Genomic DNA, 23,473 nt, shown 5'->3' with positions numbered 1-23,473 from the left:
GCGTGGCGTGGTGATCGATTCGATGGTCGAGATCAGGCTGCTGGCGCGCGACAGCGCCCACTACCGGCGCCAGATCATCGCCCTGCGCGAACGCCTCAGCGGCATCGGCGCGACCGTGCTGCTGCTCGACGACATCACCTCGGATGGCCGCGAGTACGAGTTGCAGAGCGCCGTGCATGGCGTGATCTCGCTGGAGTACGTGGAACGCAGCTTCGGCGCCGCCCGCCGCCGCCTGCACGTCGTCAAGATGCGGGGCGGCAGCTTCCAGAGCGGCTGGCACGACTACAAGATCCTGCCCGGCGAGATCCTGGTCTTTCCGAGCCTGATCGCGCAGGAGCATCACCGGCCGCCGCAACGCAACGACATCGTGAGCGGTATCGAGACCCTCGACGAACTGGCGGGAGGCCCGCTGGTCGCCGGCAGCTCGACGATGGTGCTGGGGCCCTCCGGCGTCGGCAAGACCACGCTGGCGCTTCAGTATGCGCGGTCGGCGGTCAGGTCGGGCCTGCAGGTCGCCTACTTCAATTTCGACGAATCCGAATCGACCTTGCGTTCGCGCCTGGTCGCGGACATGGGCGAAGGACCGGTGCGCGACCTCGACACCGGCGACGCCGGCGCCGGCGACACGGCGGACCCGGGCGACAATCGCCGCTTCTTCCTGCGCCGCGTCAACCCGTCGCGCATCTCGCCCGGCGAATTCATCTGGAACGTGCGGCGCCTGGTCGAAGACCTCGACGTCAAGCTGGTGATCATCGACAGCATCAATTCCTACCTGGACGTGATCCGCGAGGAGAAGTCGCTGCTGCCGCAGATGAACGAGCTGTTCTCCTACCTGAGCAATATGAACGTGTCCTCGATCGTCGTCGGCGCCCATTCGGCGCGGCTGGATACCTCGAAGGAGCCCGATGCCGTCAGCATCATCACCGACAATATCATTTCGCTGCGCTACTACGAGCGCGACCACATCGTGTGCAAGGCGCTGTGCGTGCTCAAGAAGCGCCAGGGACCGCACGAGCACGAAATCCGCGAGCTCGAGCTGACCGACGACGGCATCCGCATCGGCGCCCGGGTGCGCAGCGACGACGACCACATCGGGGTAGCGGCCCTTGGCGCCTGAGTCGACACAAGCGGTCGTGGTATTCGCCCCGCTGGCGGGCGACACCGCCGCCCTGCGCGCGATCGTCGAACGCGAAGACGTGGCGGCCAGGGTCTGCGCCGACGCGCCTGCATTCTACGCAGCCCTGGACGACGGCGCGCTGGCGATCGTCATCACCGAAGAAGGCCTGGCGCACTGCACGCTGCAAGACCTGGCGGACCGGCTGCGTCGCCAGCCGGCATGGTCCGACCTGCCGATCCTGGTGCTGGCCGGCGCCGACAGCCGCGACGTCGACGACGGCCGCTTCCGGCGCTTGGGCGACCTCGGCAACGTGACCCTGCTCATCCGCCCCACCGCGCGCCTGGTGCTGTCGATGGCGCTGCGTTCGGCGCTGCGCACGCGGCGCCTGCAGTTCGCCGTGCGCGACCAGCTGGCGCAGCTGGCGGGCCACGCCGGCGAACTCGAGGCGACGGTGGCGCGCCGCACCGCCTCACTGGAACGCGAGGTGCTCGAACGGCGCCGGATCGAGCAGGCGCTGGCCGAAGCGCGCCGGCTGGAATCGCTCGGCAAGCTTACGGGCGGCATCGCCCATGACTTCAACAACATGCTGCAGGTGGTGGCCGGCAGCGAAACCCTGCTGCGCATGCTGCTGGCGGACAGCCCTGACGCGCGCGTGGCGCGCGCGCTGGACGGCATCCGGCGCGCCTCCGACCACGGCGCCGCGCTGACCCAGCAATTGCTGGCCTATGCCCGCCGCCAGCCCTTGGCCAGCGTCGCGGTCGACCTGCGCGCGCAGCTGCGCGCGACCTCGGACATGATCCTGCGCACGCTGGGGCGGGACATGGAACTGCGCAGCGACGTCGCGCCCGGCCTTTGGCGGGTCGTGGTCGACCCGGCCCAGCTCGACGCGGCGGTGCTGAACGTCGCCGGCAATGCGCGGGACGCCATGCCGGATGGCGGCGTGCTGACGCTGACGGCGCGCAACTGGACCCTGCCCGACCCCGCGCTGCCGGAAGGCGGACACCTGGCCGGCGACTTCGTCGGCCTGTTCGTCAGCGACGACGGCCAGGGCATGAGCGAAGAAACGGCGCGCCAGGCCTTCGAGCCCTTTTTCACCACCAAGCCGATGGGCAAGGGCACCGGGCTCGGACTGTCGCAGGTGTACGGCTTCGCCATCCAGAGCCAGGGCCTGGCCTTCATCCGGCGCGATCCGGTCGGCACCACGATCGGCATCCTGCTGCCGCGCAGCGAGGAGCAGGCCGCAAGCCCGGGCGTCGATCCGTCCACCCTGCGCGCCGACGGCCTGGGCGGCCTGCGCGTGCTGTACGTCGAGGACGACCCCGACGTGGCCGATACGACCGGCGCGCTGCTGCAGTCGCTGGGGGTCGAGGTGCGCCCGGCAAGCAGCGCCGATGCGGCGCGCGCCTGCGACCTGGCGGACGTCGACCTGGTGTTCTCCGACGTGATGATGCCGGGAGAGATGGACGGCGTCGACCTGGCGCGCTGGCTGGCCGCCCACCATCCGGCGCTGCCGGTCGTGCTCACCAGCGGCTACATGCTGTCGCCCGAACGGCTGCAGGAACTGAAGGTGGGGTTCGTGCGCAAGCCCGCGTCGCTCGGGGCCATCAACGACGCCTTCGTCACCGCGCTGCGCAAGCGAACAGCCGGCCGCGGCGCGCGCCAGCCGCGCTGACCGCACACAGCGGACGCATACCCAGGCATGCCCCGCCCTACCCGATGCGGCGACAGGCGACATCCCGGTGCGGCGCGCCCGCCACGCAGCCCTGGCCTTGCCCGGCGGCCCAGGCCCGCTGGCGGACCGGGCCACCGCCCCCGAGGTGGAGGTGGAGGTGGAGGTGGAGGTGGAGGTGGAGGTGGAGGTGGAGGTGGAGGTGGAGCAGGCGCTCGCGCGCCGGCCTGATCGTGTCGGCGGTCTGCCACGGCCCCTGCGCCCTGCTCGGGGTGAAGACCGAGGATGGCGCGTCGCTCATCAAGGGCCGCAAGCTCACCGCGTTCTCGACCGGCGAGGAGAAAAACCATACGAAGGCAGATGTGCCCTGCATGCTCGAGGATGCGCTGGTGGCGCAAGGCCCTGATGACGAGGCAGAATCCCGCATCGGCCGGTCCGCTGGCGGAAGAGGTCAGGACGAACGCGGTTTCTTTGCTTTGCCGATACGGCTCTCGCCTGTTGCAGTGTCCTCGGACAAGGTTTGCTTCACGGTAGAAGGTGGTGTGGCGGCGGTGCTCGTCAGATCCAGGGAGATCAACCTGTCGACTGCTTCGTTCATGCTGTTGACTAACTCACTGAGTTCCTCCTGATGTGCTTGTGCGCGATCGTTAATTTTGTTTTTTATATCAATGGCGCGACGCAAGAGTTCCGCTGGCAACACGTCCGTGTCGTCGCCTGAGGTGGCAACAGAATCGTCTTCAGGCTGGGGCTTCCCGCAGCCTGCGCTTCGCGCCTGATCGGGACGAACGCCACCTCGAGACCGAAGAACTGTCCGATGCGGTTCAGCGTTGCCATCGTGGGATTGCCCTGTCCGAGTTCGATCGCCTTGACCACCCGGGCGCTGACGCCCCGGTGCCGCGCGAAGTCTTCTTGCGTCATCCCCGAAATCGCCCGCATCTCGCGCACGCCTTCGGTCGGCGACAGCCTGGCGGCGGCTGCGGATGCCAGCATGCGATTGCGTCGCTCGCGAATCTGCGTCTTGTCGACCGGCTTTCTTCTGCTCATGACTACCTCAATGCCAAAAGTTGGGTTCGTTGCGCTTCGACACTGGGTGTGACGAACTCGACGATGTCATTGTCGACGCCGGCCTCGCGCATGCAGTCGGGCAAGGTCTCCAGCTGCTCGCCGAAGCGTACCAGGGCATCGACGACCTGCGAGCGCTCCCGGTCGGACAAGGCCAGGTGATCCAGGATGTCCGTCCAGTGCCGAAGTTCCTTGCGTATCTCGCGGTGATACCAGCGCGCCGAGCGGGTGACGCCCTCGGGGTCCAGGTACATCGGTGCGAAATCGAACAGGGGCGTCAGGCGGACGACACCGTCGACAGATTGCACCGCGGTGTTGCGGGCATGGTTATCGGTATTGCGCATGGCCAGGTTGAGCACGTCGCGCCGGATGAACTCGATGGTCTCGTCGGTCGGCGCATCCACGACCTTGCGTATTGCCGCCAGCAACTCGAACTGGTTGGCCTGGGTGCCGAAACCGGCCAGTCCGGCGATCGAGGCGACGCTTTCCTGGTGCAAGCGCTGTACGCATCCGTTCCCGGCGCGGCGGTCGAAGCGGGGAACGAACAAGGTGTTTGCATGCCATGTCGGCAAGTCGAAGGTACGGATGCCGAGACGATGAGCCACTTTCATATAGGCGGCCTCGTTGCGCAACACCTTGCGGTCGTGTTCGGATGGTCCGCGCGGTCGCTTGAGGATGTAGTGGCGCCGGGCACGGTCGTCGGCGAGCGCCGCATCCGGATACCATTTGCCGTCCTGCCCTTCGGTCAACAGGTATTTGGGGGCGACTCCCTGGACACCCGTACCGCCTGTCGCAAGCATGCCATGAACCATCATCACTTCATGAAAGTCCGCCGAACGTGCGAGCAACTCATCGAAATCGAAACCCTCGGCAGCGACATCATGGCGTTCGACATGCTGCTCGTAGTAATGCACGGCTTCCCGGATCCGCAATCGCCCAATGGGATTGAAGGCGCCTGCGCACAGCAGCGGGACATCGGACGCCTGGGCATCGGGGAGCTTGAGATGGTCGAGGAGAAACTTGCGACCATTCCCTTGCGGTACGAGATCGTACAAAAAAGTGGGCCAGGCCTCGCGAACATGGCGATCGGCATCGACTGGGATGACGAGCGACACCGGAGACGGCGCGTTACCGAAAGCGTAGGTCAAATCATATTCGAACAAGCAGTCGTTTGCCCTGAAGCCATTGCGGACGATGTCTGAAAAGCTCGCATCGGCCGCTACCATCCACTGGCCATCCTGGAATATCTCGATATGGCAATCCATAGTCGCTCAACACCCTCAAAGTGCACTAAATGATCCTGAAACCAGTATATCAGCTGGTTTGTGCACCGGACAGCAGATGGCATGCGACGGTATTCGCCACTGGCGCATCCTGGCGTCCGCACTGAACATTGCCGGCATCAGCCGGCAATGTTCAATCCATTTCCGCATCGAGCCTCACATGCTCGCCTGGAAATCGAACTGCGCCGACACCAGCGCGGTGCGCGACGCGGCGGCGGTGGCGAAGGTGCCGTTGGCCAGCCAATAGGCCTTGTCGGCGACGTTCTCGACGCTGGCGCGCAGGATGACGGGGCGGCCCATCAGGCTGGTGCGATAGCGCGCGCCGATATCGAAGCGGGTCCACGACGGCAGGAACAGCGTGTTGGCGGCGTTGTAGGGAATGTCCGAGGTGTGGATGGCGCGGGCATTGAAGCTCAGGCCCGGCACCTGCGCCAGATCCCAGTCGAGGCCGGCGCTGAGGGCGCGCTTCGGCACGCCATTGGCATCGTTGCCCTCGTTGATGCCGCCCTGGGTTTTGCGCAGTTCGGCGTCATAGAAGGTCGCGCTGGCCATCAGGCGCAGCTTGGGCACGACCTCGCCCATGGCCGACAGTTCCAGGCCGCGGTTGCGCTGCTTGCCGTCCATGCTGTAGATCGTGGTGACCGGATCGGTGACGGCGTTCGGACGATCGATCTGGAACACCGAGATGCCGGTCAGGAGCCTGCCCTGCTCGACCTTCACGCCGGCCTCGTACTGCTTCGATTTGTACGGAGCGAACACCTCGCCTGCATTCGCCGCAGTCTGGGGCGCCGTCGCACCGCGCGTCAGGCCCGACGTGAAGTTGGTGTACAACGACACATTGGCCATCGGCTTGACCACGATCCCGAGCAGCGGCGAGGTCGCGCTCTCGTCGTACGAGGTCGTGCTGGCTCCGCTCGGTGCGATGTTCTTCGCGACGACCTTCTGCTTGCGCACGCCGCCGGTCACCAGCACGCGGTTGTCGAAGAACGACAGGGTATCGGTGAGGGCGACACTGGACAGCTCGGTGCCCGAGGTCGTGGTCGGCGACTGGCGCACCCCGGTCATGGCCGGCAGCGGCACCGGTCGATAGATGTTCGACCACACCGCGGTGCCGGCCGGCGCCGGCAGGTAGAAGCTGCCGGATTCCTGTTCCAGGCGCGAGGCCGAAACGGTGAACAGGTGCTTCACGCCCAGCCCTTCGACGGTGGTGCGGACGCCGACCTCGCCGGTCTTGTTGCGGGTGGCGGCGTCGTACCAGGCGCTGGTGATGCGCAGATTGCCCGCCATGTCGATCGCATCGTTGCCGCGCGCCGCAGGGAAGTCCTGCTCGTAGGCGTTATAGTGGTAGCCGGCGGCGGCGTACAGCATCACGTTCGGGGCCAGGTCGTATTCCAGGCGCGACGAGATGGTCGAATCGCGCATCGCGAGTTCGACGCCCGGATACATCGCGCGCTTGCCCGACGGCGCATCCGGGATCCGCGTCACGTTGGGACGGAAGCTGGACTGGCCGCGGAAGCCGTCGGTGTCCTCGCGCTGGGCATAGGCATCGACCACCCAGCGCAGCGTCGAGGAACGGTAGTCGAGCGCCAGCGCGGCCAGGCCGGATGCGGTCTTGCTGTGGTCGAGCGTATTGTCGCCGTTGCGGTAGACGCCATTGAAGCGCACACCCCACTGGCCGGCGTTGCCGAAGCGGCGGCCGACGTCCACATGGGCGCCGAAGATCGACTTGCTCTCGAAAGTGCCTGTGATACGGGTGAGCGGCTTGTCGCCCGCGCGTTTGGTGACGATATTGATGCTGCCGCCGACGCTGCCGCCGGGAGGGATGCCATACATGAGCGTGCCCGGGCCTTTCAGCACTTCGACGCGCTCCATCATCGCCGCCGGCATCCGGTTGCCCGAGGCGAGCCCGTACAGGCCGTTCACGCCGACGTCGCCGCTGCCGACGCCGAAGCCGCGGATCTGGAAGTCCTCGCTGAAGCCGGAGGTCGAGGTCTGCACCCGCACCGACGCTTCGTTGACGACGGCGTCGGCGAGCGTGCGCGCCTGCTGGTCTTCCAGCAGCTGCGCGGTGTAGTTGGTGGTGCTGAACGGCGTATCCATGATGTCGCTTGCCCCCAGCACGCCCACGCCGCCACGGCGCGCCACGCCGCCGTTCATGTACGGGGCCTCGTCCAGCGTGCGGGCGCCGGTCACCAGCACCTGCTCGATCTGCGGCGCCGCGCTGTCCTGGGCGTGCACGGTGCCGGCCAGCAGGGCGATGGGCGCCGCGGCGAAGGCGCGGCCGATCAGCAGCGACAGGGTGGATTGGCGGGTGGTCCGGATGGAGGGCGAGCGCCGAAGCTTGGTCATTAAGAGGTCCAGTCAATATGAGTGTGATAACGCGAATGAGAATTATACTCATTTGCATTATCGATCACAATAACCGGGGTCGCCGTCTCGCGCGGCGGCGGACGGCCTCAGCCGATGGCGCTAGAAGTAATAGCCGGCCTGCAGATTGATCCGGCGCGTGAAGCCCTGGTGCTCGGACGAGGTCGCGGCCAGGCCGCCGAAATCCGGCGACAGATAGGGGTGGTGCTTGCCGATCATCAAATCGGCATAGAACGACCACTTCCCTGCCCCGAAGCTCATTCCGGTCACGTTCTGCACCGAGTCCCTGTAGTCGCCGCTGCGCTTTTTCAGGACACTGTAGTCGTTGTAGACCTTGAACCCGCTGAACGGGCCGATGCTGCCGGGGAGGTCGTAGCTGACGTTGGCGATATGGATGTCGCCCTTTGATGCGACCGGGAACGGATAACCGAAGCCGCCGACCAGCACGAAGCTGTTGGGATCCAGTCCGCCATAGGTCTGCTCGGGGCCGTGCGCGGTGCGGTAGCTGTAGCGCATCGATTGCAGCATCACGTTGACGCGGCCAAACTTGCCGGTGTAGTGGACCGCACCGGCGTGGCGCCGGGTATCGGTGCCACGGCCGTTGTCGATCTCGCCGGTCAGGCCCGAGAAGCCGAACTGGTGGCGCCCCTCAGGTCCGAGGTTCCACACCACGCGGCCCACCAGGGTATTGCGCTCGCTGTCGGTCTGGCCGGTGCCATAGCCCTGCTCGTCGTCATCCTTGACGATATTGTAGGAATACCGGTTCGAGGCGCCCGCCGTATTGCTGCCGCCGCCGTAGGAACCGCCATCGCGCGGGAAGAAGGCGAGCTGCCATTCGACGGGGCCGGGGCGGCTGATGTATTTCACGCCGAGGTCGTACTTGTCTTCGAAGCCGGCGTAGAAGGCGATCGACTCATAAAAATTATTCGAGGCCAACGGCAGGAGGCCGAAGGGATTGATGTCCAGGCCGACGTGCAGCTCGCTCTTGTCGTCGAAGCGCACGCCGCCCCAGGCATGGTGCAGGAAATGCTGCCAGTAGTCGCCCTGCCCCTTCGGGTAATTGTTGTAGCGGTACTGGGCCGAGCCGATCATCCGGCCGTCGTCGTAGTTGACGTCCAGGCGCGCCGTATCGAGGCCGACGAAACCGCTGCGGCGGTCCTTGTCCCAGCTCTTGTGGCCGTAATTGAAGCGGATCGCGCCGCCGATCGTCAGCGGCGATGCCGTTTCCTCCTGCGCGCTCCCGATCTCCTGGGCATGAGCGTGGCCGGACGCGAGGAGCGCGATGGCGGCCAGGGCGGCGCACAGGCGTGCCGCCGTCTTCATCTTCATGCGTGCGGCAAACGCTGCCGTTGTCGAATCGGGTGCTTGCGAAGCAATGGTGTAGTTCAAATTCACGTAGTTGTCCTGAGTAATGATCAGCGCGCCGCAGCCGGCGTCGAGCGGGCGACGGCGCAATTGATGAGGAATCCCGGGCGTACGGCCTGTCGGTGGCGCAGCAGGGCGTGATATCGGGCGAAATATGACATGACGTGCGATGTGCAAGTTCCCGAGGTCGAAGCGGCCTGTGATTGCTCTCGATGACCGGCACGGCCAGGCCAGCGACGTCATCGTCGAGAGAATACAGGACGAGGGTCGCCCGCACGGGTGACGACACCGCACAGCGCGCCCTGCCTGGCGCATGGGATCGATCCAGACAAGACGGCGATCCCGAACGCTGCCCAATGCGCGCCATGGATGCACGCGCGCCTGGCGGCGCAGCAACCGGGGAGACGCATTGATGAGTGCCAGACCATGATTGGCGGCAAAAAAGCATATTGTAACGCAGCAATGCATATTCGTACGAATGTACGTGCCAATTATACAATCTCACGGCTGCATTCTCCGCATCGGCGCCGGGAGCACGGCCTTTGTGCAGCCGATCGCGCCAGGTACCTACAACAGAAATGGTAAGCATGCAAAACTTTCGAACGAAAGCCGTAATGGGGAATAACGCGGATACAACAGGCCATTCGAAAAAAATCGAAAGATGTTTTGTCATGCTCCAGATTTCGCTATAGACTAAATATCGCTGTACCAGCAATGCCCTCCCAGGTGCTTTCGATATCGAAAAAACCGAAACCGCTATACGTGAGAGACAACGTCATACGAAATCAAACGAAAGCACCGACCGATTCACGACAGCCCGTCCGCGCCCCTGGCCGGCAGAAGTAGTGATCGCAACCGGACAGCCTTCCCGTGTACCAGCACTCGCCCGTGCTGCTTCAACAAACCTATAAAAAAGGAAGCGTTTAATGAGTTCTCATCTGCAATGCCGTTCGCACGCCGACAGTCATGCTCGCTTTGTGCTGAATCCACTAACTTCCGCCTGCCTGCTCGCACTGGCTACCCTCACGGCCCCGGCCCGCGCCCAGGAGGATGCCGCCACGCCGGACACCGACAAGGTCGAGCAGGTCGTCGTGACCGGCACCCGCGCCAGTCTGCAGCAGTCGCTGGCGCTCAAGCGCAACTCGGCTGTCGTGCAGGACAGCATCAGTGCAACGGAACTCGGACGCTTCCCGGACAATAACGTCGCCGATTCCCTCAGCCACGTCACCGGCGTCTCGATCTCCCGCACGGCCGGCGGCGAAGGCCAGCAGGTCAGCATCCGCGGCCTGGGCCCGGACTACACGATCACCACCTTCAACGGCCGCCTGCTCGGCACCGACAGTGCGGGCCGCTACTTCGCCTACGACGTGCTGCCGGCCGACGTCATCAGCGGCGCCGACGTCGTCAAGTCGACCCAGGCGCAGCTGGTCGAAGGCGCCATCGGCGGCCTGGTCAACCTGCGTTCGGCCAGCCCGTTCGACCAGAAAGGCCAGCGCGGGCTGCTGCGCCTGGAAGGCGACCGCAACGATATGAGCAGCCTGAACGGCAAGAAGCTGTCCGGCACGTACAGCAATACCTGGGATAACAAGGTCGGCGTGCTGCTCGGCGTCGTCTATGCCAAGCGCGACGTCCGCACCGACACCGCCGGCAACGACGGCGGCTGGACGCGCAACGCGATCCCGAGCGACCCGAGCCAGTTCTGGGAGGGCGGCAATGCCTGGGGCGGCGCCATCGACCCCAACGGCAACGGCATACTCGACCCCGAAGAGGAAGGCCTGATCGGGCCGGGGCAGTTCCGCTTCGGCTCCATCATGGAGAAAAAAGAACGCATCGCCCTCTCGGGCAAGGTGGAGTGGCGCCCCACCAGCGACGTGAAAGTCATCTTCGACGGCTTCAAGACCCGCCTCGATTCGCCGCAGGTAGGCTACCAGCTGTCGTACTACCCCTTGTTCGCGCCGGGCCGCTGGTCCAATATGCAGGTCTCCAACGGCGTGGTGACCGACATGACCCTGGACAGCACCGACCCCGAGCTGCGCCTCAATCCCGAAGTCCTGAACCAGACCGAGTACCGTGTGGTGGATACCGCCATGTACGGCACCCGGGCCGAATGGAAGGTGTCGCCGACCTTCAAGGTGGCGGCCGACGGCTACATCTCCACCTCGGAGCGTAACTCCGGCGGCAACGACAGCTATGTCGTGCTGCGCATGAACCAGCCCAACACCACCCGTATCCGCCTCACCGGCTCTTCCGTGCCCGACGTGACGACCACGCTGGCCGACGGACGCGACCTGCAGACCGGCCTGGCCCAGGGCCTGTTCACCGCCAACGACTTCAATACCCACTACTACAGCCGCACGGGCGACAACATCAAGGACCGCATCGGCGGCCTGACGCTGGATGCCGACTGGCGGGTAGACCGGTTCAACGTCGACAACCTGAAGTTCGGCGTGAGCCAGACCAACCGCAAGAAAACGCGCGACATGATCAACAACGCGTTCAATGCGGGCCAGGATCATTACTCCGGCGAGAATGCGATCAATGTGGGCTCCCTGGGCAACAACGTCATCAACCAGACATTCAGCCCGGGCGGCTTCCTGTCTGGCGTGAGCGGAAACTTCCCGCGCAGCTTCCTCGGTTTCGACGTCAACAACTATGCGCAGGCACTGGCCGGCCTCGACGGCCAGCCGCGCCCGGGCGGCGGCGTCTACAGTTCGACCCTGTCGGCGCCCGCCTTCAACCCGCTGGAAAGCTACCGCGTGGAAGAGAAAACCACGGCTGCGTTCGTGCAGGCGGACATGTCGGGCGACCGCTGGTTCGCGGACGTCGGCGTGCGCCTGGTGCGCACCAGGACCAGTGCCCAGGCCTGGGACGCGAAGATCAACGACATCCTGCAGAACGGCGCGTTCAACTTCACGGCCGTCTACGCCGATCCGTCCGTCATCCAGCAGGACGCCAGCTATACCTCCGCACTGCCATCGGGTAACTTCACCTACTCGCTGACCGACAACCTGCAGCTGCGCCTCGGCGCCGCCAAGACGATGGCGCGTCCATCGGTCGACAAGCTGGCGCCGTCCAGCACCACCGCCAGCATCTCGTGGGGCGACTTCACGCAGATCTACGGCGGCAATGCCGACCTGAAGCCGTACACCGCGCGCCAGGCCGACGTGTCGCTCGAATGGTATTACGCCAGGAGCTCCGCGCTGACCTTCGCCGTCTACCAGAAGAACATCAAGAACCATATCACCAACCAGTGGCTGACCGGCCAGGACATCGGTGCGCCGGGCGGACGCCTGTTCAACGTGCAGCGCCCGATCAATGGCGACAGCGCCAAGGCGCGCGGCATGGAGATCGGCCTGCAGCACCTGTGGGACAACGGCTTCGGCGTGCGTGCGCAATACACGCGCAACCTGTCGAAGAGCTGGGTCGACGGCCAGGAACGCCCGCTCGAGGGCATCGCGCCGGCGACCGCCTCGCTGGGTGTCCTGTACGAGAAGGGCCCATGGAGCATGAGCGCCACGGCCGACTATACCGATTCCTTCGTCACCGCCACCAATGTGATCGGTTCGGGCTTCAACGAGATGGCCAACTCGATGACCTGGGTCACGGCCCAGATCGCCTACGAGGTGAACAAGTCGCTGCGCATCAGCCTCGAAGGCAACAACCTGAGTGATGCGGAGCAGGCGCCGAAGCTGACCAACGGCATCATCAGCCTGCCCAATGGCTATTACCGCTATGGCCGTTCGTTCACCCTGGGTGCGAGCCTGAAGTTCTGATGCGATTCGTCGTCTCTCCGCTTGCCGCCCTGTTGTCCGGGGCGGTCCTTTTTCCGGCCCAGGCGGCGGACACGGTCGAGACCACATTCCGCGCAACGGACGAAGAGATCGCCAATCCCGAGCGCGGCATGTATGTCTGGGCGGCGGACGACCTGGCCGGGTGGACGCAAGCGCAGGCCAATGCGCAGTTCGCGGCCGGCCATCGCCTGGTCTATGCGCCGGTGCGGCTGGACCGGCATGCCGGTGGCGCGCTGCCGGCCAGCCTGCTGGACGACGTGTCCGAAGGCTTCGCCAGGGCGCGCCGGGCGGGACTGAAACTGATCCCGCGCTTCATCTACAACTACCCGGGGGCGAGACCGGCTACCAGGCGGCGCAGGATGCGCCGCTCGCGCGCGTCCTCCAGCACGTCGGGCAGCTCAAGCCGGTGCTGGCGGCGAACGCGGACGTCATCGCCTACCTGCAGGCCGGCTTCGTCGGGGCCTGGGGCGAATGGCATACATCGTCCAACCAGCTCACCCTGCCGGAGGCGCGCACGCGTATCCGCGACGCGCTGCTGGCGGCGCTGCCGGAAGGCAGATTCCTGCAACTGCGCTACCCTCCCTATCTGATGGCGTGGGCGCCGCAGGCGCCGCGCTGGCAAGACGGCTCGAAGGCGGCGCGCATCGGCGTGCACAACGACTGCTTCCTGGCCTCCAGCACGGACGTCGGCACCTACAGCGAAGACGCGCCGACACGCCGCCGCGAGCGCGACTACGTCGCAGCGCTGGCTGCCGTCGCACCGTTCGGCGGCGAGACCTGCAATCCGGCCGATGCGGTCGATCCGACGCCGCGCGGGGACTGCGAGGACATCCTGCGCGAAGGACGGCAGTTCGGCCTGACCTACCTGAACGACACCTATTACCGCAAGCTGTTCCATGCGCGCTGGGAGGCGCAGGGCTGCATGGCGCAAGTCAGACGCAGCATGGGCTATCGCTTCGAGTTGGCGGCGCTGCGGCACAGCGCCACGGTCGCGGCCGGCCGGTCGGGCGAGCTGGCGCTGACGGTCAGCAACCGGGGCTGGGCGCGCGCCTTCAATCCACGCGCCGTGCACGTCCTGCTCAGTCACCGGCCGACCGGCGCGCTCGTGCGCATCCCCCTGGCGTCGATCGACCCGCGCGACTGGCTGCCGGGAACCACCAGCAAGGTGAACGCACGCCTTGCCGTACCGGCCGGCACACCCGCCGGCGCCTACGACGTGCTGCTTGCATTGCCGGATGGCGCCGCCGCGCTCGCCGGCGACGTCCGCTATAGCGTGCGTCCCGCCAATGCCGCGGATGGCGCGCGGTCGCAGGGATGGGATGAGGCACTGGGGGCGTTCCGCGTCGGAACGACGCTGCGCATACAGTAAGGCGAAAATTTCGTTCGATTATCATCGAATGACAACGACAATAAGGAGATCTGGATGAAAGACCGCTCGACCGAGAGGAGTCAACCCAAGCCGTGGAAACTTGTTTACGGTAGCCTGGCTGCCGCCGTGGCCTTGTCGTGTGCGTCGGCGCATGCCACGCCCGCCGGCGATCCGCTGGCCCCGCTGGGCGTTGGGAGGGCGCCACGAGCGGCAGCGCCAGCACGCCGCCGATGGGCTGGAACAGCTGGAACGCGTTTCGCACCGAAGTCGATGAGGCCAAGGTGCTCGGCGCCGCGCAAACGCTGGTCGACAGCGGACTCGCCAAGCTCGGCTACAAGCACGTCAACATCGACGACGGCTGGTGGGTGAAGCGCCGCACGGGCGACGGCCGCCTGCAGATCCGCACCAGCATCTTTCCATCGGCCGCCACTGGCGGGCCTGCCGGCACCAGCTTCAAGCCCTTCACCGACAAGCTGCATGCGATGGGACTGAAGGCCGGCATCTACACCGACATCGGACGCAACGCCTGTTCGCAAGCCTACGACCTGCATTCTCCCAACCTGCCGCAGGGCACCACCGCCGAGCGCGAAGTGGGACTGGAAGGCCACGTCACCCAGGACATCAACCTGTATTTCAAGGAATGGGGCTTCGACTACATCAAGATCGACGCCTGCGGCCTGGCCGACTTCGTGCCGGGTTCCGACCTGGTGAAGAAACAGAATTACCGCGCGGCGCCACCCCTGATCGAACGCGGCTCGATCAACCGCACCGACGTCAAGGCGGTGCGCGCGCGCTACGAAGACGTCGCCGCGGCGCTCAAGGAAGCGCGGCCGGACAACGACTACGTGCTGTCGATCTGCGCCTGGGGCATGGCGAACGTGCGCACCTGGGGCAAGGACGTCGGCAACCTGTGGCGCACCAGCGCCGACATCACGCCGAGCTGGACGAGCATGCTGCACAACTTCGACAGCGCGGCGAAACGCGCGCTGTACGCCGGCCCCGGCCACTGGAACGATCCGGACATCCTGCACATCGGCCATGGCGCATTCGACGCCGCCAACCCGGTCGAAGTGCGCTCGCATTTCTCCTTGTGGGCGATGATCAACGCGCCGCTCCTGATCAGCTATGACCTGCGCAATGGGCCGGCTTCCTACCTCGAGGTGCTGGGCAACGCGGACGTGGTCGGCCTGAACCAGGACAAGGCGGGACACCAGGGCGTGGTCACCTACGATTCCGACGATGCGCAGATCATCGTCAAGACGCTGGGCTCTGGTGAGCGCAAGGCGGTGGCCCTGTTCAACCGCGGCGCCGCGCCGGCGCCGGTGACCTTGCTGGCAAGCCACCTGAAACTCTCGGGCAGCGCACCGGTCACCCTGCGTGACCTGTGGACGAAAGAGCGTTCGACCTTCACCGGCGAAAAGGCGTTCACGCTTGCGCCGCACGAGACGCTGGTGTTCGAGGCGACCGGCAAGCGGCAACTGGAAGACGGCGTGTACCTGTCGGAGATCCCCGGTTCGATCAACGTCGCCGTCGACGGCACCCGGCACCCGCAACTCGATCCGACCGTCCACCGCATGATCGACCCGTGGTCGAGCACCCGCTCGGGCGGCTCGCGTCCCCAGTACGCGGGCTGGGGCGGCGCGCAGGCGGATACGACGCCGTATGGCCAGTCGCTGCAGGTGGCGGGACGGATGTTCGAGTCGGGACTCGGCGTGCTGTCGAACTCGCGGCTGCAGGTCAAGAACAATGGCGGCCATGCGCAGTTGACGGCCTCTGTCGGCGTGGACGATTCGACCGAGGACACCCGCCAGCCCGTGCGTTTCTACGTGTATGGCGACGGCAAGCTGTTGGCCGAGAGCGCACCGATGGCGTTCGGCGCCAGCGCATCGCTGTTGAAGGCGGACGTCCGGGGCGTCAAGCTCATTGAGCTGGTGGTGCGTGGGTCACAGGCAGCCGATGCGCCGCCCGTGGTGGCGACCTGGGGGGATGCCCAGTTGACGCGTGCCGCCGCATCCCCGGCTACTGTCCAACGCAAATGATCTTGGTGTCGTATTCCTGGGCATTGCCTTTCTTCCTGGCAGCCCAGTCGATGACTTCCTGAGCGTCGGCCACCGTCATGACGGTGGCCTTTTCCTTGTTCTTGATAAAGGACACGCCCTCGAACTTCCCTTCCTTGCTGCGCATTACCTTCGCGAATACCGGCGGTTTGCCCTCCTCGGTACGCTTTTTTTGCTGGACGAGGTAACGCTGGTCGATGGTTTCCATGGGAATGCCTTGTGCATAGTGGGTCAAGGGCGCATTTTACGCCTGTGCATGCTCGCGCAGAAGCTCCACGCGCAGCGACTGCGGGCGCTCCGGCTCCACCATGCGGCCGCTGCCGGGACGCGGCGCGTTCTTTTTCGGACTGGCCTGCGGCGTGGATGGGCCTTGCCGTGCTGCTGCCCGTCATCATGGGCCTGGGCATCCAGCTGGCGCGCCGCGCCCGGCGAAAGGCAGTGCGGCGAATTTGATTCATGTCAGATTCGAACTTCCGGAAAGCAGTATTGGTGATGCTTGTGACGGCGCACGGGCGGTTCCACCTGACCGCGCCGACGGAAACGGATGCGATCACCGGAGCGCATCGATGGCATACAAGACGATTCTGGTCCACGCGGCGCCCGAAGCCGAGGCGCAAGGCCGCATCCGCCTGGCGGCGCGGCTGGCGCGCGCCATGGACGCGCACCTGGTCGGCAGCGCGCCGACCGGCGTCTCGCGCTACACCCCGGACGCGACGCGCGCCTTGCTGGCCGTGCCATGCGCGGCCTTGCGCGAGGCTGCGCGACAGGCGCTGGCGCGCTTCGAGCGACTGGCGCACGAAGAAGGCGTGGCCTCGGTCGAAACGCGCCTGGCCGACGACGAGGCGGGCGCCGCGCTGCTGCTCGACGCCCGCTACTGTGACCTGGTCGTGGTCGGGCCCGGCGGCCACGACACGACGCCCTTGCGCCCGTCCGACCTGGCGCAGTTCCTCGCGCTCGCCGGCGGCCGCCCCGTACTCATGGTGCCCACCGGCGGCAACGCCGCGCTGCCCGGGGTGGTGCGCTGGTGGCCTGGAACGGCAGCACCGAAGCCATCCGCGCGGTCGACGGCGCCCTGCCCCTGTTGCGCGCGGCGCGCCAAGCGACCGTGCTGCAGCTCATGGACGGCGCCGTCGATGGCGACGATTCCGGCCCGCGCCTGGCCGCCTTCCTGCGGCGCCACGGGGTCGTCGCCCGCACCGCGTTGCGCCCGGCCGCCCCCAATCCCGGCGCCGCCCTCCTCGACGCCGCGGCGCGCGAAGGCGCCGACCTGCTGGTGATGGGCGCCTACGGCCGCCCACGCTGGCGCGAGACCCTGTTGCGCGGCGCCAGCGCGGTCGTCCTGCGCCACGCCGCCTGTCCCATCCTGCTGGCCCACTAGAAAGCCGCTTCCCATGTACAAGACCATTCTCGTCCATGCCGACCTCTCGGTCCACGCCCCGGCCAGGATGCGCTGGGCCGCTACCCTGGCCCACGCCCACGGCGCCCACCTGGTCGGCGCCGCGATGCTGGGCGTGTCGCGCACCATCCTCCCGCATGGCTGCCGCTGGCAACCCGGCTCGCTCGAGGCCAGCTACTTCGAGCCGCTGGCCGACAGCGCGAGGAGCGCGCTGTCGCGCTTCAGCGCAATCGCCGGCGAGGCGGCGGTGTCGTGCGAGGCGAGGCTGGTGTGCGACACCGCCGACGACGGCCTCGCCCGCCAGGCGCGCAGCGCCGACCTGGTCGTCATCAGCCAGGACGACCCGGACGAGTCCGCCCCCGGGATGGGCACCCGGCTACCCGAGTACGTCATCCTCAACAGCGCCCGCCCGGTGCTGGTCGTGCCGCGGACCGATCCGGCGCCGGCGCTCGCGCCCAGGATCCTGGTCGGTTGGGACGGCAGCAAGGAGGCGTCCGGCGCGCTGGCGGCGGCCCTGCCTCTGCTGCAGCGCGCGCTCGCGGTGGTGGTGGTCGGACTCACCCTGCCGCAGCGTGGCGGGCAGGACGCCTGGTTCGAGGCCGACCAGCAGGAGCTATCCGGATTCCTGCACCGGCACGGCGTTTCCGCCCATTTCTGCACCCGCGAAGAACGCCACGGCAGCGGCCGCGACCTGCTGGCGCTCGCGCAAGAGATGGACTGCGGATTGCTCGTCATGGGATGCTTCGGCCACAGCCGCTTTCACGAACTGTGCGTCGGCGGCGCCACCCGCACCATCCTGGCCGACGCCACGCTGCCCGTGCTGCTGGCTCACTAGCGCGAACGCCCGGGCCGGGCGCCATGGACCGCATGCGGCGGCAGCCGGGCGGGCGCGGCACCCGGCCCGGCGCTGTTGCAGACCGGCTGGTTCGTCGAATCCATGCTGCCCCAGTCGCTGATCGTCTACATGCTGCGCACCGCCGCGCCGCCTTCGCTGGCCAGGCTGCCGTCGCCGGCGCGGCTGGCGGCAACGGCGCGGGCGACGGGCCTGGAGGCGCTCGCCGCAAGCAGCACCGTGGCGCCGAGGATCTGGTGAGCGGGAGCCAGCATCGCCCTGCACAAGGGCCGGCCCGACGCATACGGCGTCAAGGCCGCCATCGCACCGGGCGCTTTCCACCTTTCATTCGACTATGCGACGGGCTACTGGATGGCGATCTGCTTGCGCGCCGTGCCCGGCTTCTTGGGCAGGGTCAGGTGCAGTACGCCGTCCTCGTATTTCGCGGCGGTCTTGGCGTCGTCGACTTCCTGCGGCAGGCTGAAGCTGCGGAACTGCGCGCCACTGTAACGCTCGCTGTACACGGTGTCGCCGGAGGTCTGCTGCTGCTCGCCCTGAACCGTGGCGCTGATCGAGACCATGTTGCCGTCGACCGAAACCCGGATATCCTCTTTCTTGACGCCCGGGATGTCGGCCTTCACGAGGTAGTCCTGGTCGTTCTCGGTGACGTCGACCCGGATGCGGCGGTCGGTGTCGAAGCCGCGCAGCACCGATGCGAGCGGAAAATCGCGCATGATGTCGTCCAGGCCGCGGAAAGGATCGATGCGCATCAGCTCGCGCATCGGATCGTAGCGTGTCAGGTTGTTTGCCATGATGTCCTCTTGGAAGTGAGTGATGAAAAGAGAGGCGATCGCGCCGGCGGCGCCCGGATGGAGACGACCGGCCGGGCCACGGACTGCCCTACCCCGCACCATCGTAGGGTGCGAGGCCATCGTCTCCATGAGTTGCATCAAAGTGCGCCGCTTGCATTCGCGGACCTGCCGCGGCGCGGCGCGGCGGAACTTTCCTCCATGCCGGCCATCGAACCGGCGTGGCGGCCATTGCGGCCGCCACCATCCGGTGCGGCGCCCCGCACCGACAAACCGATGAACAAACCCGATCGCGCCGGCGGCACGGAATTCGACGCCCAGCTCGACCGCCACGTGGCCCGCTGGATTCCCGTGCTGGGCCCGCTGCTCGGCGCCTTCGTCATTCTGTTCGGCGCCTGGGATGCCTGGATCGACCCGGTCCACGCCCGCGCATCGCTGGCCTGGCGCCTGACCCTGGTGACGGCCGGGATCCCGTCCTACGCCGACACCCGGCTGGCGGTGCGTACCCGCTGCCTGCTCCTGTACGCCACCCACGTCGGCGCGATGACGGTCGCCGCGGGACTGCTGGAGCACGGCACGGTGCTGGCCCTGCCGGCGCTCACCGGCGCCCTGTTCATCCTCGCCCTGGTCGAGCCGCGCCCGCGCCGCTGGCTGGCGTGCACGCTGGCCCCGACCCTGCTGTTCCTGGCGCTGGCCGCGCGCGCACTGCCGCTCACCGTCTTCCTCAACAGCGCCCTGCTGTACGCGCTGTCATGGCTGCTGGCCGGCGGCGTCGCGGCGATGCACCTGCAGCTCTGGCGCCGCACCTACCAGGCAGAGCAGGCTCTGCTGCGCGCCAGCCGCTACGACAGCCTGAGCGGGGCGCTGTCGCGCGGCTACCTGACCGAGCTGGCGGCGCGCGACATCGCGCTGGCACTGCGCCACGGGCGGCCGCTGGCGATCGCGATGCTCGACATCGATTTCTTCAAGCGCGTCAACGACACCCATGGCCACGGCGTCGGCGACCGTGTGCTGGCGGCCATGGCGCACGCCTGCAGCGCCAGCCTGCGCGCCAGCGACTACTTCGGCCGCATCGGCGGCGAGGAATTCGTTTGCGTGATGCCGGAAGCCTCGACCGCCGACGCGCTGGCCTGCGCCGAACGCATGCGCACCGACATCGCCGCGCTGGCCGTGCCGACCGACGCCGGCCCCCTGCACATCACGGTCAGCCTGGGCGTGGCCGTGCTCGACCGCCATCACGACAGCTGGGAGACGCTGCTGTGCGCCGCCGACGCCGCGCTGTACCGCGCCAAGGCGGCCGGTCGCAACCGCACCATGCTGGCGCCGACGCCGCGCCCGGCATGCTGAACGGCGCCGCGCGGCCGGCGCGCGGGCCAGGTCAGGGCAGGCGCGATTGCGGCAGCCCGGCCGCGAACAGGTCGCGCTCGCGCCCGACGATCTCTTCGACCAGGCGCTCGTCCACGCCGACCGCCTCCAGCACGAAGGCGGACAGCTGCAGGCTGGCCTCGAGCGTCTCGGGCACGACCACGCTGGCGCCGGCCAGGCGCAGCGCACGGGCATGCGCCTCGTCGCGCGCGCGGACGAACAGGCGCGCATGCGGCAGTTCGCGCCGGATGCCGCGCACCGCCAGCAGCGCCGCCCCCGGCTCGTCCATCGTCAGCACGATCGCCGGCGCCGCGCCCGCATGCAGCTTGCGCAGCAGGTCGGCGCGGGCGGCGTTGCCGAACCAGACCGGCAGCCCGCCGGCGCGCAGGCGCGCCACCAGCGCCGCATCGGCCTCGACGGCCACGTACCGGATGTCTTGCGCCGCCAGCAGCTTGCCCAGTTGCTGGCCCACGCGGCCGAAGCCGGCGATGACGACCCGGGACTCCTCCGTCGGGGCCTGCTCGCCGGCGCCGTCCGCCAGGCCGGGCCCATGGGGCTCGGCACGGTCGCCCAGCAGGCGGCCGAGCCGCGCCAGCACCGGCGTGAGGAACAGCGACAGGCCCACCACCAGCGTGGCCATTGCGCCCGCCGCTGGCGCCAGCACCCCGACGCCGATGGCGTAAGCGATCACGACGAAGGCGAACTCGCCGCCCTGCCCGAGCATCAGGCCGCCCTCGGCCGCGCGGCCCCACGGCAGACCGCCGGCGCGCAGCAGCAGGAAGGCGACGGCGCTCTTGAGCAGCACCAGGGCGGCGACGGCTCCGGCCACCAACCACGGCGTCGCGAGCGCCAGGCGCAGGTCGATGGTCATGCCCACCGTCATGAAGAACAGGCCCATGAGTAAGCCCCGGAACGGCTCCACCATCAACTCGACCTCGTGTCTGAACTCGGTCTCGGCCAGCAGCAGGCCGGCGACCAGGGCGCCCAGCGCCATCGACAGGCCGGCCGCGCCCGCCAGGGCGGCGAGACCGAAGGTCGTGAGCAGGATGAGCGCCATGAAGGTGTCCGGCTGGCGGGTGCGGGCCAGGGCGCGAAACAGCGGGTGCACGAGCTTGCGGCCCGCCAGCCAGATCAGGGCCAGCGCCAGCGCCGCCCTGGCGATGGCGCCGGCCGCCTTCAAGGCGACATCGGCGCCGGAAACGCCGGCGCCGTGCGCCAGCGCCCCGGTCAGGATCAGGAGCGGCGCCACCGCCAGGTCCTGCAGCATCAGGACCGAGAACACCGCCTGGCCGAGCGCGCTGCCGGTCATGTGTTGCTGGCGCATGAGCTGCATGACGACGGCGGTCGAGGACAGCGCCAGCGTCAGGCCGAGGATCGCCGCGGCGGCGCCGGACAGGCCCCAGGCGAACAGCGCGGCGCCGAGCACGCACGCCGTGAGCACGACCTGGGCGCTGCCGGCGCCGAACACCCAGCGCCGCATCGACCACAGGCGGCCCGCCGTGAGTTCCAGGCCGACCGTGAACATCAGGAACAGCACGCCGATCTCGGCCAGCAGGGACACGCCCGGCCCGGCAGGAAACGCCAGCGCGGCCAGCCATGGCGGCGCGCCGGCCAGCGGCCCGGCGGTGAACGGGCCCAGCAGGACGCCGACCGCGAGGAAGCCGAGCACCTGGTTGACGCGCAGGCGCTGCAGGGTCGGCACGAGCACGCCCGCCAGGATCAGGAACAGCAGTATCTCGCGCAGGAAGGGAAAGACGGGGGTGTCGTGCACGGACGTTCCTTCGAAGGACGGCAAGGCCGGTATCGCCTCCGATTCTAAGCGATAAGCAGGCGCTCCGGCCAAGCCCGATGGGCCCGGCTGGCCGCTCAAGCGCGCCGCATCGCGCCGCCGAAGCGGACCAGCGCGATGCCGAACAGGGTCGCCCCGATGCCCAGCAGCGCCAGGGCTGGGCGCCATACCGCCTCCAGCCCGGCGCCGCGGAACAGGATCGCCTGGCTCGCTTCGACGTAATGGGTGGTCGGCGCCAGCAGCATCGGCTCGCGCAGCAGCGCCGGCATGCCCTCGCGTGGGGTGTTGGCGCCGGACAGCATTTCTAGCGGCAACAGCACCAGGATCACCAGCAGGCCGAACTGGGCCATGCCGCGCGCCAGGGTCGCCATCAGGATGCCGAGCGAGGTGGTGGCGAACAGGTGCAGGCAGGTCACGGCGGCGAACAGTCCCACCGAGCCGGCCAGGCCGACCCCGAGCAGCGTGCCCAGGATGCCCAGCAGCGCCAGCATGGTCGCTCCCAGGACGACCAGCGCCGTCGACCACAGCTTGGCCAGCATGATCTCGGCCGGCCGCACGGGCATCGCCAGCAGGTGCTCGACGGTGCCATGCTCGCGTTCGCGGATCAGTGCGGCGCCAGCCAGCACCACCGACAGCATCGTGACGTTGTTGACCAGCTCCATCAGGCCGCCGAACCAGCTCGGGGCGCGGGTCGGATTGAACCGCGCGCGCAGCGCCAGCGCCACCGGCTGCGGCGCGGGCCGGCGCACGCCGGCGACGAAGGTATCCACCTCGTCCAGCGCGATCTGGCGCACGTAGCCGCTGCCGCTGAAGGCCTGGCTCATGCGGGTGGCGTCCACGTTCAGCTGCAGGGCCGCCTGGCGCCCGGACAGGACGCGACGCTGGAAGCCGGCCGGGATCACCAGCACGAAGGTGGCGCGCCCGCGATCGAGCAGGGCGTCGGCCTGGTCCAGGTCGACCAGCTCCGGCGCCATGAACTGCGGCGGCGCGAAGGCGCCGCGGATGCGCAGCGACAAGGGGGAGCGATCCTCGTCGACGATGGCCAGCGTGGCCCGGCTCAGGGTGTCGGGCTGGGCCGTCGCCGCCATGTACACGCCGCCGCTGAAGGCGTAGACCACCAGCGCCAGCATGACCGGATCGCGCGCCAGGCTCCACAGCTCCTTGACGCCCAGGCGCCAGATCGTGCCCAGCGCGGCCGCCAC

19 protein-coding genes and 2 pseudogenes are annotated in these 23,473 nt (G+C 67.7%); 12 read left to right on the top strand and 9 right to left on the bottom strand.

The genetic code is table 11. From position 1 onward, the window contains the following. Nucleotides 1-7 precede the first annotated feature (7 nt). The 3 genes from DIR46_RS23010 to DIR46_RS22995 all read left to right on the top strand — a co-directional run bounded on the left by DIR46_RS23010 (nucleotide 8) and on the right by DIR46_RS22995 (nucleotide 3,415). Nucleotides 8-1,117 (top strand): ATPase domain-containing protein, encoded by a 1,110-nt coding sequence (locus DIR46_RS23010; RefSeq protein ID WP_162819602.1) that lies wholly within the window; start codon nucleotides 8-10, stop codon nucleotides 1,115-1,117. Between the two features lie 16 nt (nucleotides 1,118-1,133). Beyond that, entirely contained in the window at nucleotides 1,134-2,789 is a 1,656-nt protein-coding gene (locus DIR46_RS23005) for a response regulator (RefSeq protein WP_109347305.1), read from the top strand. Nucleotides 2,790-3,019: 230 nt separating this feature from the next. Then, nucleotides 3,020-3,415 (top strand): type 1 glutamine amidotransferase family protein, encoded by a 396-nt coding sequence (locus tag DIR46_RS22995; protein WP_109347303.1) that lies wholly within the window; start codon nucleotides 3,020-3,022, stop codon nucleotides 3,413-3,415. A 31-nt stretch (nucleotides 3,416-3,446) separates the two neighbouring features. On the opposite strand, the gene DIR46_RS22990 is transcribed toward DIR46_RS22995, so the two are convergent. The 4 genes from DIR46_RS22990 to DIR46_RS22975 form a co-directional block, all read right to left on the bottom strand. Next, complete coding sequence (locus tag DIR46_RS22990; RefSeq protein WP_109347302.1) at nucleotides 3,447-3,830, bottom strand: helix-turn-helix domain-containing protein; 384 nt, start codon at nucleotides 3,828-3,830, stop codon at nucleotides 3,447-3,449. 2 nt (nucleotides 3,831-3,832) lie between these two features. After that, nucleotides 3,833-5,113 (bottom strand): type II toxin-antitoxin system HipA family toxin, encoded by a 1,281-nt coding sequence (locus DIR46_RS22985; protein ID WP_229446372.1) that lies wholly within the window; start codon nucleotides 5,111-5,113, stop codon nucleotides 3,833-3,835. A 174-nt stretch (nucleotides 5,114-5,287) separates the two neighbouring features. Then, the gene (locus DIR46_RS22980; RefSeq protein WP_109347301.1) at nucleotides 5,288-7,480 is read right to left on the bottom strand and encodes a TonB-dependent receptor; all 2,193 of its coding nucleotides are present in this window, start codon (nucleotides 7,478-7,480) and stop codon (nucleotides 5,288-5,290) included. A 120-nt stretch (nucleotides 7,481-7,600) separates the two neighbouring features. After that, on the bottom strand, nucleotides 7,601-8,893 hold the full coding sequence (locus DIR46_RS22975; protein WP_109348124.1) for a hypothetical protein: 1,293 nt from the start codon (nucleotides 8,891-8,893) through the stop codon (nucleotides 7,601-7,603). Nucleotides 8,894-9,789: 896 nt separating this feature from the next. On the opposite strand from DIR46_RS22975, the gene DIR46_RS22970 reads away from it, so the two are divergent. The 5 genes and pseudogenes from DIR46_RS22970 (at nucleotide 9,790) to DIR46_RS22955 (ending at nucleotide 16,062) form a co-directional block, all read left to right on the top strand. After that, nucleotides 9,790-12,636, top strand: coding sequence for a TonB-dependent receptor (locus tag DIR46_RS22970; protein WP_109347300.1), 2,847 nt, complete (start codon nucleotides 9,790-9,792; stop codon nucleotides 12,634-12,636). After that, nucleotides 12,636-12,971 (top strand): annotated as a pseudogene (locus DIR46_RS27980) (DUF4874 domain-containing protein); the annotation flags it as partial. The gene DIR46_RS22970 and the pseudogene DIR46_RS27980, both read left to right, overlap by 1 nt. 41 nt (nucleotides 12,972-13,012) lie before the next feature. Then, nucleotides 13,013-13,225 (top strand): annotated as a pseudogene (locus tag DIR46_RS27975) (DUF4874 domain-containing protein); the annotation flags it as partial. Between the two features lie 18 nt (nucleotides 13,226-13,243). Beyond that, nucleotides 13,244-14,023 carry a DUF4832 domain-containing protein gene (locus DIR46_RS27435; protein ID WP_229446666.1) on the top strand — a complete coding sequence of 260 codons (780 nt, stop codon included), beginning with the start codon at nucleotides 13,244-13,246 and terminating at the stop codon, nucleotides 14,021-14,023. Between the two features lie 230 nt (nucleotides 14,024-14,253). Next, nucleotides 14,254-16,062: an NPCBM/NEW2 domain-containing protein gene (locus tag DIR46_RS22955; RefSeq protein ID WP_205289027.1), complete on the top strand. Its 1,809-nt coding sequence runs from the start codon at nucleotides 14,254-14,256 to the stop codon at nucleotides 16,060-16,062. Here the strand turns inward: DIR46_RS22955 and DIR46_RS22950 are convergent. Continuing rightward, nucleotides 16,043-16,288 (bottom strand): hypothetical protein, encoded by a 246-nt coding sequence (locus DIR46_RS22950; RefSeq protein WP_109347298.1) that lies wholly within the window; start codon nucleotides 16,286-16,288, stop codon nucleotides 16,043-16,045. The two genes, DIR46_RS22955 and DIR46_RS22950, sit on opposite strands and share 20 nt — an antisense overlap. Nucleotides 16,289-16,646: 358 nt before the next feature. Between DIR46_RS22950 and DIR46_RS28080 the strand changes: the two genes are divergently transcribed. The 3 genes from DIR46_RS28080 to DIR46_RS22940 are packed head-to-tail and all read left to right on the top strand — an operon-like array spanning nucleotide 16,647 to nucleotide 18,311. Continuing rightward, entirely contained in the window at nucleotides 16,647-17,357 is a 711-nt protein-coding gene (locus tag DIR46_RS28080; RefSeq protein ID WP_162819600.1) for a universal stress protein, read from the top strand. Further along, entirely contained in the window at nucleotides 17,282-17,458 is a 177-nt protein-coding gene (locus tag DIR46_RS28075) for a universal stress protein (protein WP_162819599.1), read from the top strand. Before DIR46_RS28080 ends, DIR46_RS28075 begins: the two co-directional genes overlap by 76 nt. Nucleotides 17,459-17,471: 13 nt before the next feature. Further along, nucleotides 17,472-18,311: a universal stress protein gene (locus tag DIR46_RS22940; protein WP_109347296.1), complete on the top strand. Its 840-nt coding sequence runs from the start codon at nucleotides 17,472-17,474 to the stop codon at nucleotides 18,309-18,311. Between the two features lie 125 nt (nucleotides 18,312-18,436). Here DIR46_RS22940 and DIR46_RS26790 read toward each other — a convergent pair whose 3' ends face one another. Next, nucleotides 18,437-18,583 carry a hypothetical protein gene (locus DIR46_RS26790; RefSeq protein WP_162819598.1) on the bottom strand — a complete coding sequence of 49 codons (147 nt, stop codon included), beginning with the start codon at nucleotides 18,581-18,583 and terminating at the stop codon, nucleotides 18,437-18,439. Nucleotides 18,584-18,673: 90 nt separating this feature from the next. Then, nucleotides 18,674-19,120, bottom strand: a complete 447-nt coding sequence (locus tag DIR46_RS22930; protein ID WP_109347294.1) for an Hsp20/alpha crystallin family protein — start codon at nucleotides 19,118-19,120, stop codon at nucleotides 18,674-18,676. Between the two features lie 273 nt (nucleotides 19,121-19,393). On the opposite strand from DIR46_RS22930, the gene DIR46_RS22925 reads away from it, so the two are divergent. After that, nucleotides 19,394-20,464 carry a GGDEF domain-containing protein gene (locus tag DIR46_RS22925; RefSeq protein WP_162819597.1) on the top strand — a complete coding sequence of 357 codons (1,071 nt, stop codon included), beginning with the start codon at nucleotides 19,394-19,396 and terminating at the stop codon, nucleotides 20,462-20,464. Nucleotides 20,465-20,495: 31 nt separating this feature from the next. On the opposite strand, the gene DIR46_RS22920 is transcribed toward DIR46_RS22925, so the two are convergent. Together DIR46_RS22920 and DIR46_RS22915 are read right to left on the bottom strand one after the other, a co-directional pair. Next, on the bottom strand, nucleotides 20,496-22,253 hold the full coding sequence (locus DIR46_RS22920; protein WP_229446371.1) for a cation:proton antiporter domain-containing protein: 1,758 nt from the start codon (nucleotides 22,251-22,253) through the stop codon (nucleotides 20,496-20,498). A gap of 95 nt (nucleotides 22,254-22,348) precedes the next feature. Continuing rightward, nucleotides 22,349-23,473, bottom strand: coding sequence for an ABC transporter permease (locus DIR46_RS22915; protein WP_229446370.1), 1,125 nt, complete (start codon nucleotides 23,471-23,473; stop codon nucleotides 22,349-22,351).

The organism is Massilia oculi, from assembly GCF_003143515.1.
GTDB lineage: Bacteria > Pseudomonadota > Gammaproteobacteria > Burkholderiales > Burkholderiaceae_D > Telluria > Telluria oculi.
The sequence above is the reverse complement of the archived record's forward strand: the minus strand, read 5'-3'. Positions and strand labels throughout refer to the sequence as shown.

Bases quoted from the DNA above. Each gene is read 5' to 3' on its own strand.
- DIR46_RS22990 (WP_109347302.1), bottom strand. From the start codon at position 3,830: ATGAGCAGAAGAAAGCCGGTCGACAAGACGCAGATTCGCGAGCGACGC.
- DIR46_RS22985 (WP_229446372.1), bottom strand. From the start codon at position 5,113: ATGGATTGCCATATCGAGATATTCCAGGATGGCCAGTGGATGGTAGCG.
- DIR46_RS22980 (WP_109347301.1), bottom strand. From the start codon at position 7,480: ATGACCAAGCTTCGGCGCTCGCCCTCCATCCGGACCACCCGCCAATCC.
- DIR46_RS22970 (WP_109347300.1), top strand. From the start codon at position 9,790: ATGAGTTCTCATCTGCAATGCCGTTCGCACGCCGACAGTCATGCTCGC.
- DIR46_RS27435 (WP_229446666.1), top strand. From the start codon at position 13,244: ATGGCGTGGGCGCCGCAGGCGCCGCGCTGGCAAGACGGCTCGAAGGCG.
- DIR46_RS22955 (WP_205289027.1), top strand. From the start codon at position 14,254: ATGGGCTGGAACAGCTGGAACGCGTTTCGCACCGAAGTCGATGAGGCC.
- DIR46_RS22950 (WP_109347298.1), bottom strand. From the start codon at position 16,288: ATGGAAACCATCGACCAGCGTTACCTCGTCCAGCAAAAAAAGCGTACC.
- DIR46_RS28080 (WP_162819600.1), top strand. From the start codon at position 16,647: ATGGCATACAAGACGATTCTGGTCCACGCGGCGCCCGAAGCCGAGGCG.
- DIR46_RS22940 (WP_109347296.1), top strand. From the start codon at position 17,472: ATGTACAAGACCATTCTCGTCCATGCCGACCTCTCGGTCCACGCCCCG.
- DIR46_RS26790 (WP_162819598.1), bottom strand. From the start codon at position 18,583: ATGCTGGCTCCCGCTCACCAGATCCTCGGCGCCACGGTGCTGCTTGCG.
- DIR46_RS22930 (WP_109347294.1), bottom strand. From the start codon at position 19,120: ATGGCAAACAACCTGACACGCTACGATCCGATGCGCGAGCTGATGCGC.
- DIR46_RS22925 (WP_162819597.1), top strand. From the start codon at position 19,394: ATGAACAAACCCGATCGCGCCGGCGGCACGGAATTCGACGCCCAGCTC.